A 17,493-nucleotide genomic window follows, 5' to 3' on the forward strand; every position below is an offset into this window, starting at 1 on the left:
AAGGTGGCGACGGCCAAAGCGCTCGACGCGCTGATCGCGTCAATGACGGATGAGATGGCAGAGCCGAAGGCGGTGCAACCGGTCGGCTTTGTTTGTTTTGCACCGGTGTTGTTCGCGCGGGAAATCCTCCGGCCGACATCATTATCGAACACGCTGAGCTGCTGGCCGCAGAGGTGATCGTGATGGGACACCACCATCTGTCACGGCTACGCCGCTGGGCCAATCCGTCGATCAGCGGCGAGGTCATCGACCGGTCGCCGTGTCCGGTATTGATCGAAACAGGGACAAAGGGCTGACCTCATGACCCCGGCCAGGCGATAGCCGATCGACGCGCGCAAAGCAAAGCTATAGTCGTTTCGGTCTATTGAATGGTCAATGAATCATTCGGCTGATGCCAAGATAACAGGTGTCATCCGCCTGGCCCACCCGCGCGATAACGCGATGAACTGGCAATGCCACCCAAGATCGAGCGGCACCAGCGCCCAAACGCTGATCCGTTGCCAGAGAATCTCAGGGCGACGTCCCGGACGTTGCCAACCTGCTAGCCAAATGCTTCTTCGCCAACAGGAACCGTAGCGGGACGCCGAACCATAGTGCCTTCGGCCGAACCGCCGTAGCGGCTCACCTCGACGGCTCGTATCTAGCCCTTCAGTTCCGACGAGGACGGCCGTTATACAGAGATCGCGGCTAAAAGGCCCGGGGACTCGGGCCATATAAACTGTTTGGAGACGCAGGCATGAATATAGATACAACTCGTAAGCCTCGGTCAACGCTCACGATCAAGGCCAGGCTCGGCTTGGCCATGGCGTTCATGGCGCTTCTCATGATCATCATTGGAGCGCTCGGACTGGTCGGCATGAATACGAGCAACGAGGCGGATCGTCAGACGTACTCGAACCAGTTGCCCAGCGCCATCGCGGTGGGCAACATGGAAATCTTCATGGCGCGCGAACGTATGGCGCTCGATCGTGCAGCGCTGTCGTCCGATGATCCCAGTTCAGCACAGACGATTGTCCGCGCGGAGGGTTTTCGTGCCGCATCGAACGAGTGGTGGAACAAATATCTCGCGCTGCCGCGCGACGCCGCCGAAGACCGTCTGGCGCAGGATACGGGGAAAAAGCGTCTTGAGATGCAACGAGCGGTCGTTGATTTCATTGCGGCGATCAAGAGTGGCGACCACGCCTCCATCGTCAATGCCGCCAATCGCCTGACTCCGGCGTATGCCTTGATGACGGCAAGCGACGATGCCTTGAAGAAGTACCAGGGCGAACTGGCCGAAAGCGGCTACCAGCATGCACAGCGGATGTTTGTGACATTCAGGATGACATCCATCGTAGTAATGCTAGTAGGCGTACTGATGGCGGCCCTGAGCTGGCTCTCCCTGCGTCGCGCGATCGGTGAGCCGATCGCCGACGCTCTCGCCCATTTCAAGCGAATCGCCGACGGTGACCTGAGAGCCAAGGTAGTCGTGAAGTCGCGCGACGAAATGGGCCTTTTGCTCGCGGGACTCTCGCGCATGCGCGAGAGCTTGATAGAAACGGTGGTTGCGGTGCGAACCGGAACGGAATCGATCGGTGCGGCAACCCGGCAGATTGCAACGGGCAACGCCGACCTGTCGAGCAGAACCGAGGAGCAGGCCGCCTCGCTCGAAGAAACCGCAGCGAGCATGGAGGAACTGACGGGCACCGTGCGGCAAAACGCGGACAACGCGCGACAGGCCAGCGGGCTAGCGGCCAACGCGTCGGAGATCGCCAACCGCGGGAATGACGTGGTGGGACGTGTGGTCGGCACGATGGGCGAGATCAACAACAGTTCGACCAGGATCGCGGACATCATCGGTATTATCGAAGGCATTGCCTTTCAGACCAACATCCTCGCGCTGAACGCCGCAGTAGAAGCGGCTCGAGCGGGCGAGCAGGGACGCGGCTTTGCCGTGGTGGCCTCGGAGGTGCGCAGCTTGGCGCAACGCTCGTCGAGCGCGGCGAAGGAAATCAAGGAACTGATTTTGACGTCGGTAGAGCGGGTTAAAGGCGGCTCATTGCTCGCGCAGGAAGCCGGTCAGACCATGAACGAGATCATCGTCGCCGTGCGGCGGGTGACCGACATCATGGGCGAAATCTCCGCCGCCTCCGAGGAACAGAGCGGGGGCATCGACCAGGTGGCACGGGCCGTCACACAGATGGATGAAGTTACGCAGCAAAACGCCGCGCTGGTCGAGCAGGCCGCAGCTGCGGCGGCATCGCTGGAGAGTCAGGCGGAGGCTCTGCGATCCGCGGTAGCAATTTTCAAGTTCGAACCGGCCGGATACGAGGCGTGACTGCTGTATCAGCGGAAATGTCGTCGAAAGATTGCATAACCTGCGAGGGGCGCGAAACTGGAGCCGTTCCCTTTTCGCGAAACCCCATTGACGCCTGATGCTTGCGTCGCTCATTCGTCCATCGGGCGATCGTTCGGATGCTGAAACACATCCTTCAGCAAATCGCTCATCGGCAAACCGAGAGTAATGCCTTTGGGCGCAATCGGCGACATGAACCAAGTGTTGTACAAGGCCTGACCTCGGCCGTCCGTTTCGAGCTGCGCGATGGTCCGGTCTACGACCGCCTTTAACGTCGGATCGCCCTTGGGAAGCATGCATGCGATCGCTTCATGCGTTTGCGGCGCCCCGGTGATCACATAGTCCTGCGGACGGTGCGCGGTCGCCCGTTCGCTCGCCAGTACGTCCGCATCCATGAAGAAGGCTGCTGCGCGGCCAGTCTCGAGGTTCAGGAACGAGGCGCTATGATCGCGTGCTTCGACAAGCGTAATGTTTGCATTGGTTCGAGTCGAAAAGCCTGGCGATCCGCCGCACGTTCGCGGGCAACAGCCTGATCGCGCTGAGTTCTCTTACGGTAGCGGGATTCGGGGTAAGTTACCTGCCGGCATTGTATTTTGCAGATCTTGTCGAGCAGGGCTTGCTTAACGTACTTCAATCGGCTGAGCGTTTGCCAACGGTGCCGGTGCCGCCGGGGCAGGAAGGCGCGATGGCGCAAGTCGCGCGGCATACGAGTATTCCGATTGCGGCGGGCGAGCGCCTGACGACCAAGTATGAATTCTTCAAGCTGCTGGAAGCGGATGGGCAACGACCCGCGCACCTCGGTGGTCGATGCACGATTGCGTGTGCACGGCATTGCCGGCTTGCGGGTGGTCGATGCCTCGATCTTCCCGAATATCACGTCGGGCAACATCAACGCACCGACGATGATGGTGGCAGAGAAGGGCGCCGAGATGATTCTCAAGGATGCCGCCACCGAAGCTGCGGTTAAATAGGACGCGGCGCAGTTGGCTGCTGCCTGACAGCTTTCGCTCGCACCCGGATGTTGTGGAAGACTGCCGCCGACGTCATCGCATCGGCGCAGTCTTTTTATGTCATGCCAAACCTTGCATCTTGCCGGCCGCAGCGCCAGGCAACATGCGCGGCGCGAACGCACCTTCTCAGCCCAGCGGCGCCGACTCCGACGAATCCAGCGCACGCTCGTTCAGCCAGATCTCCTGCTGCAGCCCGTCGCGAAATAGCGCAACGTGCGGCAGCTCGTCCTGTTCCGCGCGCGTGACGAGGCAGTACGACTGATGCCCGTCGACGTGCACGTTCAGCACCTGCACGAGTTGGCCTTCCGCGAGTTCGCGGGCGATCATGTGGCGATCGGCGATTGTCACGCCGAGGCCGTCGATGGCCGCGCGGATCGCGTGGTCGAGCAGATCGAATTCGTATCCGCCGCGGGTGTCGACGTTTTCAATGCCGGCGGCCTTTAACCAATGTTGCCACGTCAGATAGCGCTGATCGGCGCTTACCAGCACGTGCAGCAGCGTGAACTGATTCAGATCGATGGCCGCGCGGCCGGCCTGGCGTGCGAGCAGCGCGGGCGCGCACACAGCGATGTGCCGTTCGTTCATCAGCAGACGGTTGTCGAAGCCTTCCCACTCGCCGTTGCCGAAGCGGATCGCGCAATCGAGCACGCCAGATTCGGCGAGGTTGTCGTCGATGCGGGTCGACAGGCTGAGCTCCAGATGGGGATGCGCGTCACGCAGACGTCCGAGACGCGGCATCAGCCAGCGGCTGGTGAAGGTCGGCGGCGCGTTGACACGCAGGCGGTTGCGGTGCGTTTTCTCCTGCAAACTGCGGACCGTGAGCTCGATGCGGTCGAATGACTGTTGCAGTGCTTGCAGAAGCACACGACCGGCGGCCGTGAGTTCCAGTTGGTGATGGTGGCGCCGGAGCAAGGTCTCGCCAAGTTGTTCTTCCAGTTGCCGGACTTGCCGGCTGACCGCGCTTTGCGTCACGTTCAGCAGCTCCGCTGCGCGGGTAAAGCTGCCCGTGCGGCCAGCGACCTCAAAGGCTTTCAGCGCATTCAGCGCGGGCATTTTGCGTTTCAAGTTTGGGCTCAGCGGGCTTTGCGCGGCGACGCAGGTGCCGACTATTTTACTGATTGTCGACGGTGCCGAGTTTTTCCCGATCCGGCTTTCCGGTTTCTCCGTGAGTTGGCTGCCCGTCGGTGCATACCCTGGTTTTGCCCCCGACGAGCCCTCGTCGCAAGGCGGTGCTGCAGTGCAACTTCGCTCAACGTGAAGGTCCGCCGCGCTGACAGGCGAACCGTGTCATTGGACCAAGGTCCGATACAACATTCGTTTCGACCCGTATAGGCTGGAAGCTCATCTGCTTTCGTGCTGCCGTCGCACGCGTATCGCTTGCTGGCGCCCGGCCGCTGCGGAATGCGTTGATCGGCAGCCGCCGGCTGTTCGTATGCGATCGCCAGAATACGCCAGTACGCTGCAGCAGTCAGATGGGGGTACTTGCAGGCTGAGCTCTCACGAGTCACGCAGGCAGTTCGGCGGTGCAGGCAGCAGGAACGAGACCGGCGAATTTTGACAGTCATACCAGCTCCAGCAGGAATTCGCATGCGCGTCCATCTCGCTGTGCCCTTACTTGTTTCGTCAATCGTGGTTTCGGGCTGTAATACGCCGCCGATTCCGCCAGGCAAGCCCGTCGATATTCATACCGCGATCGAGCAGGTTCTCGTGGGACTGTGCAGCCTCAAGAAGGATATGGCAGCTCGGAAACAGGACTGGGGCGCCGCAATAGATTCGGTTACCGTGGAACTCGATTTAACCATCGACGGCACAAAGAACCCGCCTGTGGCTGTTGCTCCCGATATCCAGTTCATCCCGACAGTCAGCTACGGCCAAATCATTACGGCGACGAGGGGAAGCAGGCTCATGCTTACGTTAAAGAACACGGGAACAGGCAGTGCGCCCGGCGACCTGCAGTGCAATGCGCCGAAGTAGGCTAACCCGGCAGGGTGCAGCGCCTGTGTGACATCGCGGTCATCGCGGTCATCGAGGCAGGCGTCGCAGACGGATATCGACGGGCAGCGCCTCTCGACCGGACAGCGATGGCAGCAGCGAAATCGAGCAATGACGGTCGCTCATAGCGAGGAAGAGGACGGTCCCATGACGGCTGCGAGTCCGATTGTCGGTGCACTATTGCTGGGCCTATGGCTCTGCCTGGCGTGCGCTCCATCAGTTTCGAAGGCCGCGGACGGCGAAGCTTTGGCTAACGTAAAGGCTCGTGGCGTCCTGCGTTGCGGTGTTAGCGAAGGCGTCGCCGGCTTTTCCGTGCCGGACGCCGCTGGGCAATGGTCCGGTATCGATGTCGATTTCTGCCGCGCGTTGGCTGCGGCGGCGCTGGGCGATAGCCGCAAGGTCGTGTTCGTGCCGTTGAAGGCGTCAGAGCGATTTCCCGCGCTGCAAACGCGGCGAATCGACGTGCTTTCCCGCAACACCACCTGGACTTTACTGCGTGAGGGCGCACTCAAGGTCGAGTTCGCAGGCGTGCTTTTCTACGACAACCAGGCCTTCATGGTTCCGGCCGCGAGCGGACTTCGATCGGCCGGCTCGCTCAAAGGGGCAACCGTATGCGTCCAGAAGGACACCTCTACGCTGGACCATCTGATCGCTTATTCGGATGCTAACGGGTCGGCTCTCAAGCCTCTCGTGGCGGATTCCGCGGCTGAGGCAAGCCGGGCATTCTTCGCGGGGCGCTGCGCCGCCTACACGGCGGATGCCTCGTACCTGAGTGCGCTGCGCCTGCGCGCGCCGGGTGGCGCACAGGCCTTCACGATTCTGCCGGAGCGGATTTCTAAGGAGCCGCTTGGACCTGTCGTCGGGGGCGGCGATCAACCATGGCTCACGCTCGTCCGTTGGGTGCTGCTGACGCTGATATCCGCCGAAGAGAGCGGCGTGACGCGTGAGAATCTCGAGATGCGCCTGCGCGATCCATCGGTTTATCGGGCTCTCGTGCCGGACGACACCGTCACGCGCACAATCGGCGTCGAACCCGGCTGGACCGTGCGGGCCCTGCAGAGCGTGGGCAATTATGGGCAAATGTTCGACCGCAACGTCGGCGCGCATAGTCCTCTCGGTCTTGAGCGCGGAACGAACGACTTGTGGACCCGTGGCGGCCTGATGTATGCGCCGCCCCTTCGTTGAACAACGCGAGTCCCGGCATGAGCACAATGCAGGTCTATATCGTTGTGGGCGTGTTCGCGACAGTCATCCTCGCAATCGCCTTCAATGTGATCGACATGGCCGTGGCGGCGCTGGTCGGCATGTGCGTCCTGATTGCGCTGAACATCCTCGACGAGCAGGATCTTCTCGCTTCGGCACGAATCGCCGCCGGCCCGATCAGTCTTCTGTTCGGCGGCATGGTCGTCGCGCGCATTCTGTCGACGACCGGGGTATTCGACGTGATCGGCGACCTGTACCTGCGGGCCACCGGCGGCAGCGGCAGGCGCTTCCTGCTGCTTCTCATTGTGATTGTGGCGCCCTTGTGCGCGTTGCTGCCGAATGCCACGACCGTGATACTGCTCGCACCCATCATCATTCGCGTGGCGACCGCGCTCGAAATGGACATCGTTCTGCCGATGATCCTGACTGCGATCGTCAGTAATGCTGCCGGACTGCTTACGCTCGTCGGCGATCCGGCGACGTTTCTCGTCGGCAGCTCGATTGGCATGACATTTGGCGAGTATCTGAAGCGAGTGAGTCTCGGCGGGCTGCTGGCGCTCGCTGCGGTTGTGCCGTTGTTGCCGTTTTTGATGCGCGACATCTGGCAAGTGCGGCGTGCGCTGCCGCCTTCGGAACGGCGTGCGCGCATCACCCGGCCCCTGTACGCCGGTCTTTCGCTTGCGGTGCTGGCCGCGATGATGGTGCTGTTCGTGTTCGGCGAACAACTGCCGACGCGCATCGTTCCGCCCGTGGTCGCACTGATTGCCAGCGCGCTAGCGCTGCTCGTCGGTTACGCGGCGAAAATCGAACCGACCGACAGCGTGTTGCGTGACGTCGACTGGAAAACGCTGCTGTTTCTCGCCTGCATTTTCTGCCTGGTTCAGGCAATGACGAAGACGGGGCTGCTTCAAGTGATGTCGCTCAGGCTGTATGCGTTGTTCGGCACGCGGCTCACGCTCGTCGCACTCGCGATGATCGCCGGGATCGGCCTGCTTTCGTCATTGCTCGCCAACGTTCCTGTCGCGGCGGCGTCTATCGTGATGGTAAAGGGCTACCTGGTGGCAGCGCAGTTCGTGCCCGAAGTCGCGCTGTCCGATCAATTCACGCAATGGCCGGCGGCCACCATTCCGGTGTTCGTCGGCATGATGTTCGGTGCGACGCTCGGCGGAAATGCCACACTTGTCGGTGCCGCGGCGAACATCGTAGCAGCGGGAATCTGCGCGCGCGAAGGCCAACCCGTTACGTTTGTCCGCTTTCTGCGCTACGGGCTGCCTGTCACCGCTGCGCAATTGGCAGCGTCGGCGGTCTATGTGGTCTTGCTCGCACATTTCATGCGGTGAAGTGGTAGCTATTCACGCGTGTAAAGAAAAGCCAGGCATGGCGGGGCAAGCGCGCATTCATGGGACCAAAGTCCAATACACCTTTCGTTTGGACGTGTATAGGCTGGAAGCTCGCCCGTTTTCAATCGGCAATTTGCACGATGCAGGCATAACATCTGGAGTCCCTCATGAAACACATGATCGCGGTCGCGACGGCCGCTTCCCTGACACTGGTAACCCTTCCTGGCGTCTGGGCGCAAGACACTTCTGGAGCAAGTGCACCGTCAGCGGCTGACCATCCCGACGCAATCGTGAGAATGCATCAGCAGGTCGCTGCAGCGGATCGCGAGTACAACCGCGAAGTCGCGGCCGCGAAGAAGGTCTACGACCATAAGAAAAGCGAGGCCAGGAAGAAACGCGATGTGGCGGTCGCTGCGGCGCATCGCGGCGTGGGCCAGTAACACCTGCTCCGTGCTGTTTGCGATGGCTCAAAGCACGATAGCTGGGCTCGCAGAAAGACCGCAATGGCGCGTGCCCGGCAAGACGATGCACGTTCGAATGGCAGCTTTGAATCGGCGAAAGGCATCGAGCGCGGCACGCATGACGGGCCTGGCATCGGGCGTGCGAGAGAGGGCCTTTAGCGGGTACAGGGCTACGCGTTATCTGCTGGCTGCGTCTCTCGCGTCAAACGGAACCGCCATGAATACACTCAGGACGTTGCCCGGGGCGCAACCGCGGCGCAACGGCGTGCCGCGCAACCCGAGCCTGACGGTTCTCCTCACGCCGGTGCGGATTGCACGTGTTTTTGCGCGGAGATAACCGATGCTGCCCACACCCGCCGTCCGCAGAACGCTATCCCGGGAATTGCTCGACGTATTGATTCGTGCCGGGCTGATCGCGGTTCTGGCTGTGTTTTGCTTCCGGATCGTTGTGCCGTTCCTCGACCTGATGGTTTGGGCGCTGATCCTGGCGATCACGCTTTATCCATTGCAGGTCCGATTGCGCAGGAGCATGGGCAACCGGGAGGGTCTCGTCGCCACACTGATCGTGCTGGTCGCGTTCGGCGTCATTCTGGTGCCGACCTATCTGCTGGGCGCCGCGGTCGCCGATTCGATCGAGCATGTGGTGGCGGTCGTGAAAAGCGGCAGTTTCCGCATTCCACCGCCAGCCGAATCGGTTGCGGGCTGGCCGCTCGTCGGCCAGCGCGTGCATGACTTCTGGCAGCAGGCGTCGACAGACCTGACGGGTCTCGCGCAGCGGTTCGCGCCGGAACTCAAACAGGCCGGCCTTGCGTTGCTCGGCACGGTCACTGGCTTAGGCGCGGGACTGCTGGTTTTCTTCATCGCGCTGATCGTCGCGGGGATTCTCATGGCGTATGGCGAAAAAGGCCACCGCAGCGCGCAGCAGATAGCGTCACGCATCTCCGGACCTGAGAGGGGCGCGCAGATTAGCGATCTCTGTACGGCTACTATTCGCGCGGTCGCCCAAGGCGTGGTGGGCATCGCGTTTATCCAGATGTTGCTGATCGGTGGCGGGTTCGTCGCGATGGGTGTTCCGGCCGCGGGTTTGCTTGCACTTGCCGTGCTGCTTATCGGCATCATGCAATTGCCCGCGACACTGATTACGCTTCCCGTCATCGCGTTCGTCATGCTCACTGAAGGCGTCAGCACGGCGACGGTCGTCTTCGCTGTCTACGTATTCGTCGCGGGGCTGGCCGACAACGTGCTCAAGCCCATGCTGCTGGGCCGCGGCGTCGCGGTGCCGATGCCCGTGGTACTGATCGGCGCGTTAGGCGGCATGGTGACAGGCGGTGTAATTGGACTGTTCATCGGCCCCGTCATACTGGCTGTCGGTTATGAGTTGTTCTGGCGATGGGTGAGAGACCAACCGCAGCCCGAGCGAACTGACGAAGCTGCGCGGCTCGGGCAGACCGAGAGAGTCGAGATACGGAAGCATACGTGACGCTGCCGGGCAGCGCCGGGTCGCCGTGTCGTCTCGTCCTCCCACGCGGTGTGGCGCTGTCGATGCCGTGCCTGTGCCGCGCCGCCTGGTTCGCGGGTGCCCCGAAGCCGGCCGCGGCACGCGAGAGCCGAAGCCGGCGAGAGGGCGTTACTTCTTTGCCGGCTCGACAGATATGGCGAGCGCTTCCGTATACACCGCTTCCACCTGATCGCCCTTCTTGATGTTGGCCAACTGCGCCGGATCCTCGACCACCAGGTCCACGGTGTTGCCTTTCGGGCCCTTCAAGGTAACGGTCTTGTTTTTCGGGTGAACTTCGACGACGTCGGCGACGATCGTCATTTGCCGCCCCAATGTGCCGCCAGGCTTTTCGCCCTTGGGCGTTCGCGTCATTGAGGGCTGTTCCGAAGCCGAGGCAGCTTCGCCGGTATTTTTCTTCAGACTAAGGCTCAGCGATTCACGGTAGACGATCGTGACGACGTCGCCGACTTTGAGCTGGTCGAAGTTGCGCGCCTGCGGACCAACCTCGACTTCGACCTCTTTGCCTTGCGGCGTTTTCAACATGACGGTCCGGTTCGCGGTGTCGATACTCTCCACTGTCGCCGTCGCTCGGGTGGTGCCTTTGACGGTGGCGTGGCCGGGCCCTTTCATCGTCTGCACATTCATTTGCGTCTGTGCCCATGCTGCCGGCGTAATAGCCATCACGGTAGCGATGAGTAGCAATGTTCTGTTCTTCATTGATTTCTCCGTTGGATGAGGACTTTCTTCCGTTGCCCGTCTGAACATGCGAGGAATCCCCCGTACCTTGCGTCGCGACGCGAAAAGCCACGCATTGGCATGCCGGATCGTCGGGCGACCTGCTTCTGCCTGTTCGTGATTTCCTCCCTGTGGCTATCAATGATTGCGGTTTGGAGCGTCTGCGCCGTCGTTCCGGTCACGATTGCTTCGTCGATAAGGGGCTGCCCGGCGCGCTGGGCGGTGCGGCTATTGCGGCGCCGGCCATGCCTCGCCACTCATCGACCACATCCGCCACCGAGATGCGTCGCCCGAAATCGCCCACCTGCTGTTCCAGTCCCTCGGCGCGCAGAAGATCTCGCGCGCTTGCATGGGCGCTCACTAGCCGCAGGCGTATGCCGGCTGCTTTCAGTTCGGAGTGCAGCGACGCCAGCATGCGTGCACCGGCGAGGTCGACAAACGGCGAAGCGGACAGATCGCATATCACGAGCGACGGTGGCTGCGCTGCAGCGCGAAGGCGCGCCCATACAGTGGAGCGCACATGGTCGGCGTTGAAGTACAGCAACGACGCTTCAACGCGAAACATCAACGCGCCAGGCACCGGCTCATTGTCCGGGTGGCGCTCGATATCCGAGTACCGGCGCGTGCCGGGAATGCGCCCTAGAATCGCGACGTGCGGGCAGGCAGCCCGTGTGATGAGCAGCAACATCGAGACGAGTACCGCGAAAACGACGCCTTTTAGAATGCCGAGCAGCAGTACCGCGGCGAATGCCACCATCGCAACGAAGAACTCGTAACGACTCACCCGCCAGACGTGACGCAGCTCGTCGATGTCGATCAGGCCTTTGACTGCGATCAGCACGATCGCCGCGAGCACGACGTTGGGCAGATTGGCGAGAAGACCCGTCAGGAACATCAGGCAAAGCCCGATGGTCACGGACGCGAACACGAGCGAGAGCGGGGTTTTTGCACCGGCCTTGTCGTTCACGGACGATTGTGAGAGACCGCCCGCCACGGGGTAAGCCTGAAAAAACCCAGCAGCGAGATTGGCCGCGCCAAGCCCGAGCAATTCCTGACGCGGATCGATTTCATAGCCCCTGGTGTGCGCGATGGCGCGCGCGGCAGACACGCTTTCCACGTACGAGAGCAGCAGACAGGCGAATGCCAGCGGAATCACGCCGTCCACGTCCCGAACTCGAAGCCCCGGCGGATGAAACGCGGGCAAGCCTTGCGGGAACGCCCCGACGACCTTGACGCCCATCGACGCCAGGGGCGTGACTGACATCACGATGATGGACGCCACGACGACCAGCAGCGCGACGGGACGTCTCGGCAAAAACTTCTCGCCGAGCAGCAGCAGGGCGAGGGTGATCAGGCCGAACGCAAGCACCGCGAAATTCGTGTCGGAGAGTTGCCTGTTCAGTACGACGATGCGCTCGAAGAACTGTTCGCCGCCGCCCTTTACACCGAACACCTTGGGCAATTGGGTTAGTGCAATCGTGAGCGCGGCACCGGCTTTGAAGCCGAGCAGGATCGTTTCGCTGATGAAGTTGACGAGAGAACTGAGCCGGAGCATCCATGCCACGACACACATCGCACCGACCAGTATCGCCGTGAGGGCCGCGATGGATGCGAAGCGTGCGGGATCGCCGCCGGCGAGGCCCGCGACCGTCACACCGACGAGCATCGAAATGGCCGATGTCGGTCCGATAGCAAGCTGCCGCGAAGTTCCGAACAATGCGTAGCAGAGGCCGCCGAGCAGATAGCAGTAGATGCCGTATTCGGGCGGCAGTCCGGCAAGCGTTGCATAAGCGAGCGACACCGGAATGCCGTAGGCCGCAAGAGTCACGCCCGCGATCGCGTCATGCCTGAGCCAGCTCGCCTGATAGGCAGGCAGCCACTGCGCGGGAGGAAACACCGCACGCCAGCCGGCGACAGGCTTCAAGTTCAACACTTCCGGTGGTGGGCGAGGCGGGTCGCTCATGGCGAGGTCTCCTTTCGTGGAGCCGGTCCGAGCTCGGAGCGGGGGCGCGAACAGCGCCGTCCGGACACCAACGCATTCACGCCGACGATCCTGTACCGCTCGTCCAGCATAGTGCGGGCGAGCGCCGGTGCACATCGGACTTTGGTCCTGGTGCAGCGCATACCGGCGAGCGCATGCGCGCTACCAGGACAAGCGTGGCACCGCGGCACCGCGCGGGCCTCGTCGAGCGGATACGACCATGGTCCGATTGTGTGTACCCGGCAGTCGACACAGTCTTCAAAGCAGGACTGTGCTCTCTCCTGTCCGCTCCGGGCTCGCGCGACGTGCGCGTGCGGTCTGCATCAACGCATAACGGCGCGTTGCACGGACACGCTGATCAACGAGACGCACCGGCCACGCAACGCGATGCCGTCATGACGCGCACAACCGAGGAGTCGCTGTGAACACATACAGGAAACGCTGCATTTACGCGGTGTTCGCGAGCGGAGTGTTGTTTGGCTCCGCCGTGCACGCGAGGCCGGTTGCCTATCCCGCCAAAGGGCAAAGCCAGCAACAGCAGCAGAAGGACGATGGCGCATGCCAATCGTGGGCCAAAAACAACACTGGCATCGATCCAGCGACGGTGAACACCAGTCAGCCCCCGCCTTCGGGGCCGGCGGTGGGCGGGGGCGAGCGTCTTAGGGGCGCCGCGCGTGGCGCTGCCGGCGGCGCGGCGATCGGTGCAATTGCCGGCGATGCAGGCAAGGGCGCCGCAATCGGTGCGGTAGGCGGCACGGTGGTCGGTGGTGCGCGCGCTCGCAACAATCGACAGGCTGCTGCGGCTTCGAATCAGGCACAGGCGCAAGGCGCTATCGATACTTTCGACCGGGCATGGGCGGCATGCATGCAAGGGCGCGGATATTCAGTCAAATGAGCCGGTCGTATAAGCGGTTAAATAAGGCGGTTAAACAAGGCCGTTAAATGAGTAGCCATGCCGGCGGCTCTATAAGCATTCAGAACAGAACGGGAAGGACGCGCCAAATCTCGCGTCTCCCGTCGATGAACCGAGCCTGGCACCACGAGCGACGCAGACGCAGCTAGTTGCGCTTCTGCAGTTGCCATTTGCCTTGGCTCTCCCGGCAGTAGCGAGGATGCAGATCGATCAACTGGCCCTTTGCACGCAGCGCCACAACTAAGCGCCGGCAGGTCCGTTGGTCGTGCGTCATGGTTTGCTCGGGTTTCAGATCCGCATCGATTGCAACGTGGTTGCCGAGACCTCGATTGTTCCACGCACGCGTTGCGCCGTCGGGCGTCGAATCGAGCGTGACGTAGATGGCGTCGCGCAGCGATGCGATATCCGCCTGCCTCATGTACGCAATGGGTGTATTACTCAGGAAACCTAAATTGGACGAACTCCCTGTGGCGGCGAGTACGCTCATGTTGAACAGCACGCCGGTCAGCGCGAGGCCGGCCCACTGGAAGGCCAGGAGCCGCGCTCGGGTTTTCGGTGACATGTCCCGTTCCTCGACGTGCCGGCACGATGTACCGCACGGACTTTCTGGTGAGCATCGCGACGGCGCGCCGCGACCTCTACGGGTTCACCGCGACGAGCCTCGCTTCTTTCTCACATCATGTCATCCGGCGAGCCTGCGGCAATCGGACCTTGGACCTATCCGAAACATCCGGACGGTGCACACTTGCCCGTCGAAAACCGCCGCCGCCGTTCACACGGTGCCGATATTCGCGCGCTGTAAGACCAAAGTCCGATTCGCCGATCCAGCCGCCATGACATCATGTAATCGGGCACAAAAAGAGGTCGCCGGCAATGCCACCGCCGGCATATTCCAGACAGGTTCGGAGGGCCGCGCGGCGCCCTGACTCGCTGCGAAGGGTCCAGGGAGGAAGTGGTCGAACCTGCGCGGCGGAGGGTCGCCACGGCAACCACAATGGAGGTGAACAATGAACAGACGGCACTTTGTGTTAAAGACTACGGCTGCCGCGGCTGCTGTGACGTTGATGCTTGCAGGTTGCACCATGACGCCGGGCAGCGGCAAGAGCCCGGAGACCGATGCATCGAAACGCCAGGCGATCGATGCGAGCGTCGACGGCACGTTGAGCCGGCTATTCTCGACGGTGCAAGGTTCGCGCGAGCTCGCGGCGAAGGCTCAAGGCGTGCTTGTGTTCCCCGACGTGAAGAAGGCAGCCTTTATCGTGGGTGCCGAGTATGGCGAAGGCGCATTGCGTGTAGGCGGCAAGACGGCCGGCTATTACAGCACAGCGGGGGCGTCCTTCGGGTTTCAGGCGGGGGCGCAATCGACCGCGGTCATTTTCCTCTTCATGACGCATGATGCGCTCGCCTCGTTCCAAAGCTCGTCGGGATGGTCGGCGGGTGGCGATATGGCAGTTTCCGTCGCGAAAGTAGGTGCGAACGGTACAATCGATACGACATCTGCGTCGTCGCAAGTGGTGGCGCTCGTGCTGACCAACACCGGTCTAATGGCCGACGCGTCGGTCAACGGTGCGAAAGTGACACGGTTGAACCTGTAAAAATGCCGCGCCGCTTGCGCGCGGACACCGACGAATGCGGCGGCTCTTGCTGCCGCAATACGCAAATGAGGAATTGACGCAGGCACGGCATGGGCAGTGCCTGCTGTCGCCCGTTGCTGTCGCCGGTTTTGCCTAGCTGTCGTCGCGCTCCGGCATGACCTGCACGACGATGGTCCGGCTCTTCCAGAACATGTTGTGGATTCGGGACTGCAGGTTGCGCAATGCATCGGGCGACGTGTCCTTGAAGGTCACCACGACCGCGGGCCGCTCTCCGGTTCCCTGATAGCGCTGGACCTGGTCAAACGGTGGGAAGCCGTATTTGATGAGGAATTCCCGGATCTCCTCGTCCGAAGTGTTGTCTGCGACGTTTCCCAGCCAGAGATCAGCCATGATGTGCTCCTTTAAGGTCCGCCCACGGGTCACGCCATGATGTTGACGCCGCCGTCGATATACAGCGTCTCTCCCGACAGGCGCCGGGCATAGGGCGTCGCCAGAAAGGCGCAAGTAAACCCGACATCCATGATATCCACCAGCTCGCCGAGCGGCGCGCGCTGCGCAGCCTTGGTGAGCAGCAGATCGAAGTCCTTCAGACCTGATGCAGCCCTCGTCTTGAGCGGCCCGGGCGAGATGGCATGAACACGAATACCCTTCGGTCCGAGTTCGTAAGCCAGATAGCGGGCGCAGGCTTCGAGCGCGGCCTTGACCGGTCCCATCACGTTGTAGGTCGGAACCACCTTGTTCGCGCCGTGATAGCTCATGGTGAGCATCGTGCCGCCGTTTTTCATCAAAGGCGCGGCAAGACGCGCCATGCGCACGAACGAGTGGCAGGAAATGTCCATTGCGCTCGCGAAACCTTCGCTCGAACTGTCGAGCAACTGGCCTTGCAGGTCTTCCTTAGGCGCCCATGCGATTGAATGGACCAGGATATCGAGGCTGCCCCATTCCTTGTCGATCCGATCGAACACAGCGGCAAGCTCGTCTGGACGCGAAGCGTCGAGCGGCATGAAGATCGACGCATCGAGGGCCGTTGCGAGCGGCTCCACGTAGGGTCTCGCCTTGTCGTTGGCGTAGGTAATCGCGAGGTTCGCGCCGAGTTCGCGGAACGCTTTCGCACATCCGTATGCGATCGAGTGTTCGTTTGCAATGCCTGTGACGAGCGCTTTCGCGTCACTCAGAATCGGCTGCGGCGGTGGGATTGTCATGGAAGATCCTTCAAGGCCGTTGGGGTGTGTCTTCGCTCGATGGTGCCGTTGAGCTGATCGCCGCGAGCGTGTGTTGCCCGATCATCAGTTCTTCATTGGTCGGTATCACCCAGACAGGCACCTTGCTCGACGCCGTGCTGATGCAGGGACCGCCCGACCCGTTTGCCGCAGGGTCAAGTTCCAGTCCGAGCCACGCGGCATCGCGCACGATGCGCTCGCGAATGATGCTTGCGTTTTCGCCCACGCCGGCCGTCAGAACGAGCGCGTCGATGCCTTGCATCGCGGCTGCGAGGGAACCGAGTTCACGAGCAATCCGGTAGGTGTAGATATCGATTGCAAAGCGGGCGCGCGGCGCATCGCTGCTAAGCAGTGCACGCATGTCGCTCGAGATACCGGACACGCCCAGCAGGCCGGACTGCCGGTAGATCAGATCTTCGATCTCCTGCTTCTCCATCTGCAGTGCGTCGATCAGATAAAGGATCACGCCAGGGTCCAGATTGCCGCAGCGCGTGCCCATCGGCAGGCCGTCGACCGCGGTGAAGCCCATCGTGCTCGCCAGGCTCTTGCCGCCGACCATCGCGCACATGCTGGCCCCGTTGCCCAAATGGGCGACGACAGTGCGGCCCGCTGCCGCAGCCGGCGCGACTTGCGGCAGGACGCTTGCGATGTACTCGTATGAGAGACCGTGAAAGCCGTAACGGCGTACGCCTCGGTCCGTGATGCTGGACGGTAGGGCGTAAGCCTGCGCGACTTCAGGAGCCGAGCGGTGAAATGCCGTATCGAAGCAGGCCACCTGCGGGATGTCCGGGCGAATCCGCGCGATGATGCGGATCGGTCCCAGATTGTGCGGCTGATGCAACGGCGCGAGCGGCACCAGCTTTTCCAGTTCGTCGAGGACGGCTGGCGTGACCGTCACCGGACCCGAGTACATCTGACCGCCATGCACGACGCGATGACCGACCGCGATCAGACGATGCCCCTCGCCGTGGCTGCGCAGAAATGTGGCGATATGCTCGATCGCGCTCTCGTGACCGATATCCGCATTGGCGCCCCAGTCATGAGTGGTCTCGTTGCCGTCGCTGTCTACGGCGATGAAGCGGGGCGCCGTGTTCAGTCCGTCGACCTGTCCCCGCAGCACCAGATGCATCGTCTTGCCGTCAACCCCGAAGGCGCGGAATTTGATGCTGGACGAACCGGCGTTGAGTACCAGAATGACGTCCGCCATGGC

18 protein-coding genes and 2 pseudogenes are annotated in these 17,493 nt (G+C 62.0%); 12 read left to right on the top strand and 8 right to left on the bottom strand.

Annotated features, from left to right (window positions below):
* Positions 1 to 3: 3 nt before the first annotated feature.
* From ABQJ48_RS12905 to ABQJ48_RS12915, 3 genes are all read left to right on the top strand, one after another.
* Positions 4 to 177, top strand: coding sequence for a hypothetical protein (locus tag ABQJ48_RS12905; protein ID WP_367838499.1), 174 nt, complete (start codon positions 4 to 6; stop codon positions 175 to 177).
* A complete protein-coding gene (locus ABQJ48_RS12910; RefSeq protein ID WP_367838489.1) occupies positions 162 to 296 on the top strand; it encodes a universal stress protein in 135 nt (44 codons plus the stop codon). Before ABQJ48_RS12905 ends, ABQJ48_RS12910 begins: the two co-directional genes overlap by 16 nt.
* A 440-nt stretch (positions 297 to 736) precedes the next feature.
* Positions 737 to 2,317 (top strand): methyl-accepting chemotaxis protein, encoded by a 1,581-nt coding sequence (locus ABQJ48_RS12915; protein WP_367838402.1) that lies wholly within the window; start codon positions 737 to 739, stop codon positions 2,315 to 2,317.
* Positions 2,318 to 2,427: 110 nt separating this feature from the next.
* Here the strand turns inward: ABQJ48_RS12915 and ABQJ48_RS12920 are convergent, their stop codons facing one another.
* Positions 2,428 to 2,730 carry a hypothetical protein gene (locus ABQJ48_RS12920; RefSeq protein WP_473094132.1) on the bottom strand — a complete coding sequence of 101 codons (303 nt, stop codon included), beginning with the start codon at positions 2,728 to 2,730 and terminating at the stop codon, positions 2,428 to 2,430.
* 263 nt (positions 2,731 to 2,993) lie between these two features.
* On the opposite strand from ABQJ48_RS12920, the pseudogene ABQJ48_RS12925 reads away from it, so the two are divergent.
* Both ABQJ48_RS12925 and ABQJ48_RS12930 read left to right on the top strand, forming a co-directional pair.
* Positions 2,994 to 3,116 (top strand): annotated as a pseudogene (locus ABQJ48_RS12925) (enolase C-terminal domain-like protein); the annotation flags it as partial.
* Positions 3,112 to 3,306: pseudogene (locus ABQJ48_RS12930) on the top strand (GMC oxidoreductase); the annotation flags it as partial. The pseudogenes ABQJ48_RS12925 and ABQJ48_RS12930, both read left to right, overlap by 5 nt.
* A 165-nt stretch (positions 3,307 to 3,471) precedes the next feature.
* Here the strand turns inward: ABQJ48_RS12930 and ABQJ48_RS12935 are convergent.
* Positions 3,472 to 4,398, bottom strand: coding sequence for a LysR substrate-binding domain-containing protein (locus ABQJ48_RS12935; RefSeq protein WP_367838491.1), 927 nt, complete (start codon positions 4,396 to 4,398; stop codon positions 3,472 to 3,474).
* 534 nt (positions 4,399 to 4,932) lie between these two features.
* Here ABQJ48_RS12935 and ABQJ48_RS12940 point away from each other — a divergent pair.
* The 5 genes from ABQJ48_RS12940 to ABQJ48_RS12960 all read left to right on the top strand — a co-directional run bounded on the left by ABQJ48_RS12940 (position 4,933) and on the right by ABQJ48_RS12960 (position 9,821).
* Positions 4,933 to 5,319 (top strand): hypothetical protein, encoded by a 387-nt coding sequence (locus ABQJ48_RS12940; RefSeq protein ID WP_367838403.1) that lies wholly within the window; start codon positions 4,933 to 4,935, stop codon positions 5,317 to 5,319.
* Positions 5,320 to 5,583: 264 nt separating this feature from the next.
* The gene (locus ABQJ48_RS12945) at positions 5,584 to 6,522 is read left to right on the top strand and encodes an amino acid ABC transporter substrate-binding protein (RefSeq protein WP_367838404.1); all 939 of its coding nucleotides are present in this window, start codon (positions 5,584 to 5,586) and stop codon (positions 6,520 to 6,522) included.
* Between the two features lie 17 nt (positions 6,523 to 6,539).
* Entirely contained in the window at positions 6,540 to 7,880 is a 1,341-nt protein-coding gene (locus ABQJ48_RS12950; protein ID WP_367838405.1) for an ArsB/NhaD family transporter, read from the top strand.
* A 167-nt stretch (positions 7,881 to 8,047) separates the two neighbouring features.
* Entirely contained in the window at positions 8,048 to 8,320 is a 273-nt protein-coding gene (locus ABQJ48_RS12955) for a hypothetical protein (RefSeq protein WP_367838406.1), read from the top strand.
* A 361-nt stretch (positions 8,321 to 8,681) separates the two neighbouring features.
* Positions 8,682 to 9,821: an AI-2E family transporter gene (locus ABQJ48_RS12960; RefSeq protein ID WP_367838407.1), complete on the top strand. Its 1,140-nt coding sequence runs from the start codon at positions 8,682 to 8,684 to the stop codon at positions 9,819 to 9,821.
* Between the two features lie 147 nt (positions 9,822 to 9,968).
* On the opposite strand, the gene ABQJ48_RS12965 is transcribed toward ABQJ48_RS12960, so the two are convergent.
* The gene (locus tag ABQJ48_RS12965) at positions 9,969 to 10,556 is read right to left on the bottom strand and encodes a hypothetical protein (protein ID WP_367838492.1); all 588 of its coding nucleotides are present in this window, start codon (positions 10,554 to 10,556) and stop codon (positions 9,969 to 9,971) included.
* Positions 10,557 to 10,752: 196 nt separating this feature from the next.
* Positions 10,753 to 12,537 (bottom strand): SulP family inorganic anion transporter, encoded by a 1,785-nt coding sequence (locus ABQJ48_RS12970; RefSeq protein WP_367838408.1) that lies wholly within the window; start codon positions 12,535 to 12,537, stop codon positions 10,753 to 10,755.
* A 463-nt stretch (positions 12,538 to 13,000) separates the two neighbouring features.
* On the opposite strand from ABQJ48_RS12970, the gene ABQJ48_RS12975 reads away from it, so the two are divergent.
* Positions 13,001 to 13,450: a glycine zipper family protein gene (locus ABQJ48_RS12975; RefSeq protein WP_367838493.1), complete on the top strand. Its 450-nt coding sequence runs from the start codon at positions 13,001 to 13,003 to the stop codon at positions 13,448 to 13,450.
* Positions 13,451 to 13,613: 163 nt separating this feature from the next.
* Here the strand turns inward: ABQJ48_RS12975 and ABQJ48_RS12980 are convergent, their stop codons facing one another.
* On the bottom strand, positions 13,614 to 14,030 hold the full coding sequence (locus ABQJ48_RS12980) for a hypothetical protein (protein WP_367838409.1): 417 nt from the start codon (positions 14,028 to 14,030) through the stop codon (positions 13,614 to 13,616).
* Between the two features lie 445 nt (positions 14,031 to 14,475).
* Here ABQJ48_RS12980 and ABQJ48_RS12985 point away from each other — a divergent pair, with 445 nt between their 5' ends.
* The gene (locus tag ABQJ48_RS12985) at positions 14,476 to 15,063 is read left to right on the top strand and encodes a BPSL1445 family SYLF domain-containing lipoprotein (RefSeq protein WP_367838410.1); all 588 of its coding nucleotides are present in this window, start codon (positions 14,476 to 14,478) and stop codon (positions 15,061 to 15,063) included.
* 132 nt (positions 15,064 to 15,195) lie between these two features.
* On the opposite strand, the gene ABQJ48_RS12990 is transcribed toward ABQJ48_RS12985, so the two are convergent.
* Genes ABQJ48_RS12990 through ABQJ48_RS13000 form a run of 3 tightly spaced genes read right to left on the bottom strand, consistent with a single transcriptional unit; the run spans position 15,196 to position 17,490 of the window.
* Entirely contained in the window at positions 15,196 to 15,453 is a 258-nt protein-coding gene (locus tag ABQJ48_RS12990; RefSeq protein WP_367838411.1) for an RNA recognition motif domain-containing protein, read from the bottom strand.
* Between the two features lie 29 nt (positions 15,454 to 15,482).
* Positions 15,483 to 16,265 (bottom strand): enoyl-ACP reductase FabI, encoded by a 783-nt coding sequence (gene fabI / locus ABQJ48_RS12995; protein WP_367838412.1) that lies wholly within the window; start codon positions 16,263 to 16,265, stop codon positions 15,483 to 15,485.
* Positions 16,266 to 16,275: 10 nt separating this feature from the next.
* Positions 16,276 to 17,490: an acetate/propionate family kinase gene (locus ABQJ48_RS13000; RefSeq protein ID WP_367838413.1), complete on the bottom strand. Its 1,215-nt coding sequence runs from the start codon at positions 17,488 to 17,490 to the stop codon at positions 16,276 to 16,278.
* Between the last annotated feature and the right edge of the window lie 3 nt (positions 17,491 to 17,493).

This window comes from Paraburkholderia suaedae (assembly GCF_040812055.1).
GTDB lineage: Bacteria > Pseudomonadota > Gammaproteobacteria > Burkholderiales > Burkholderiaceae > Paraburkholderia.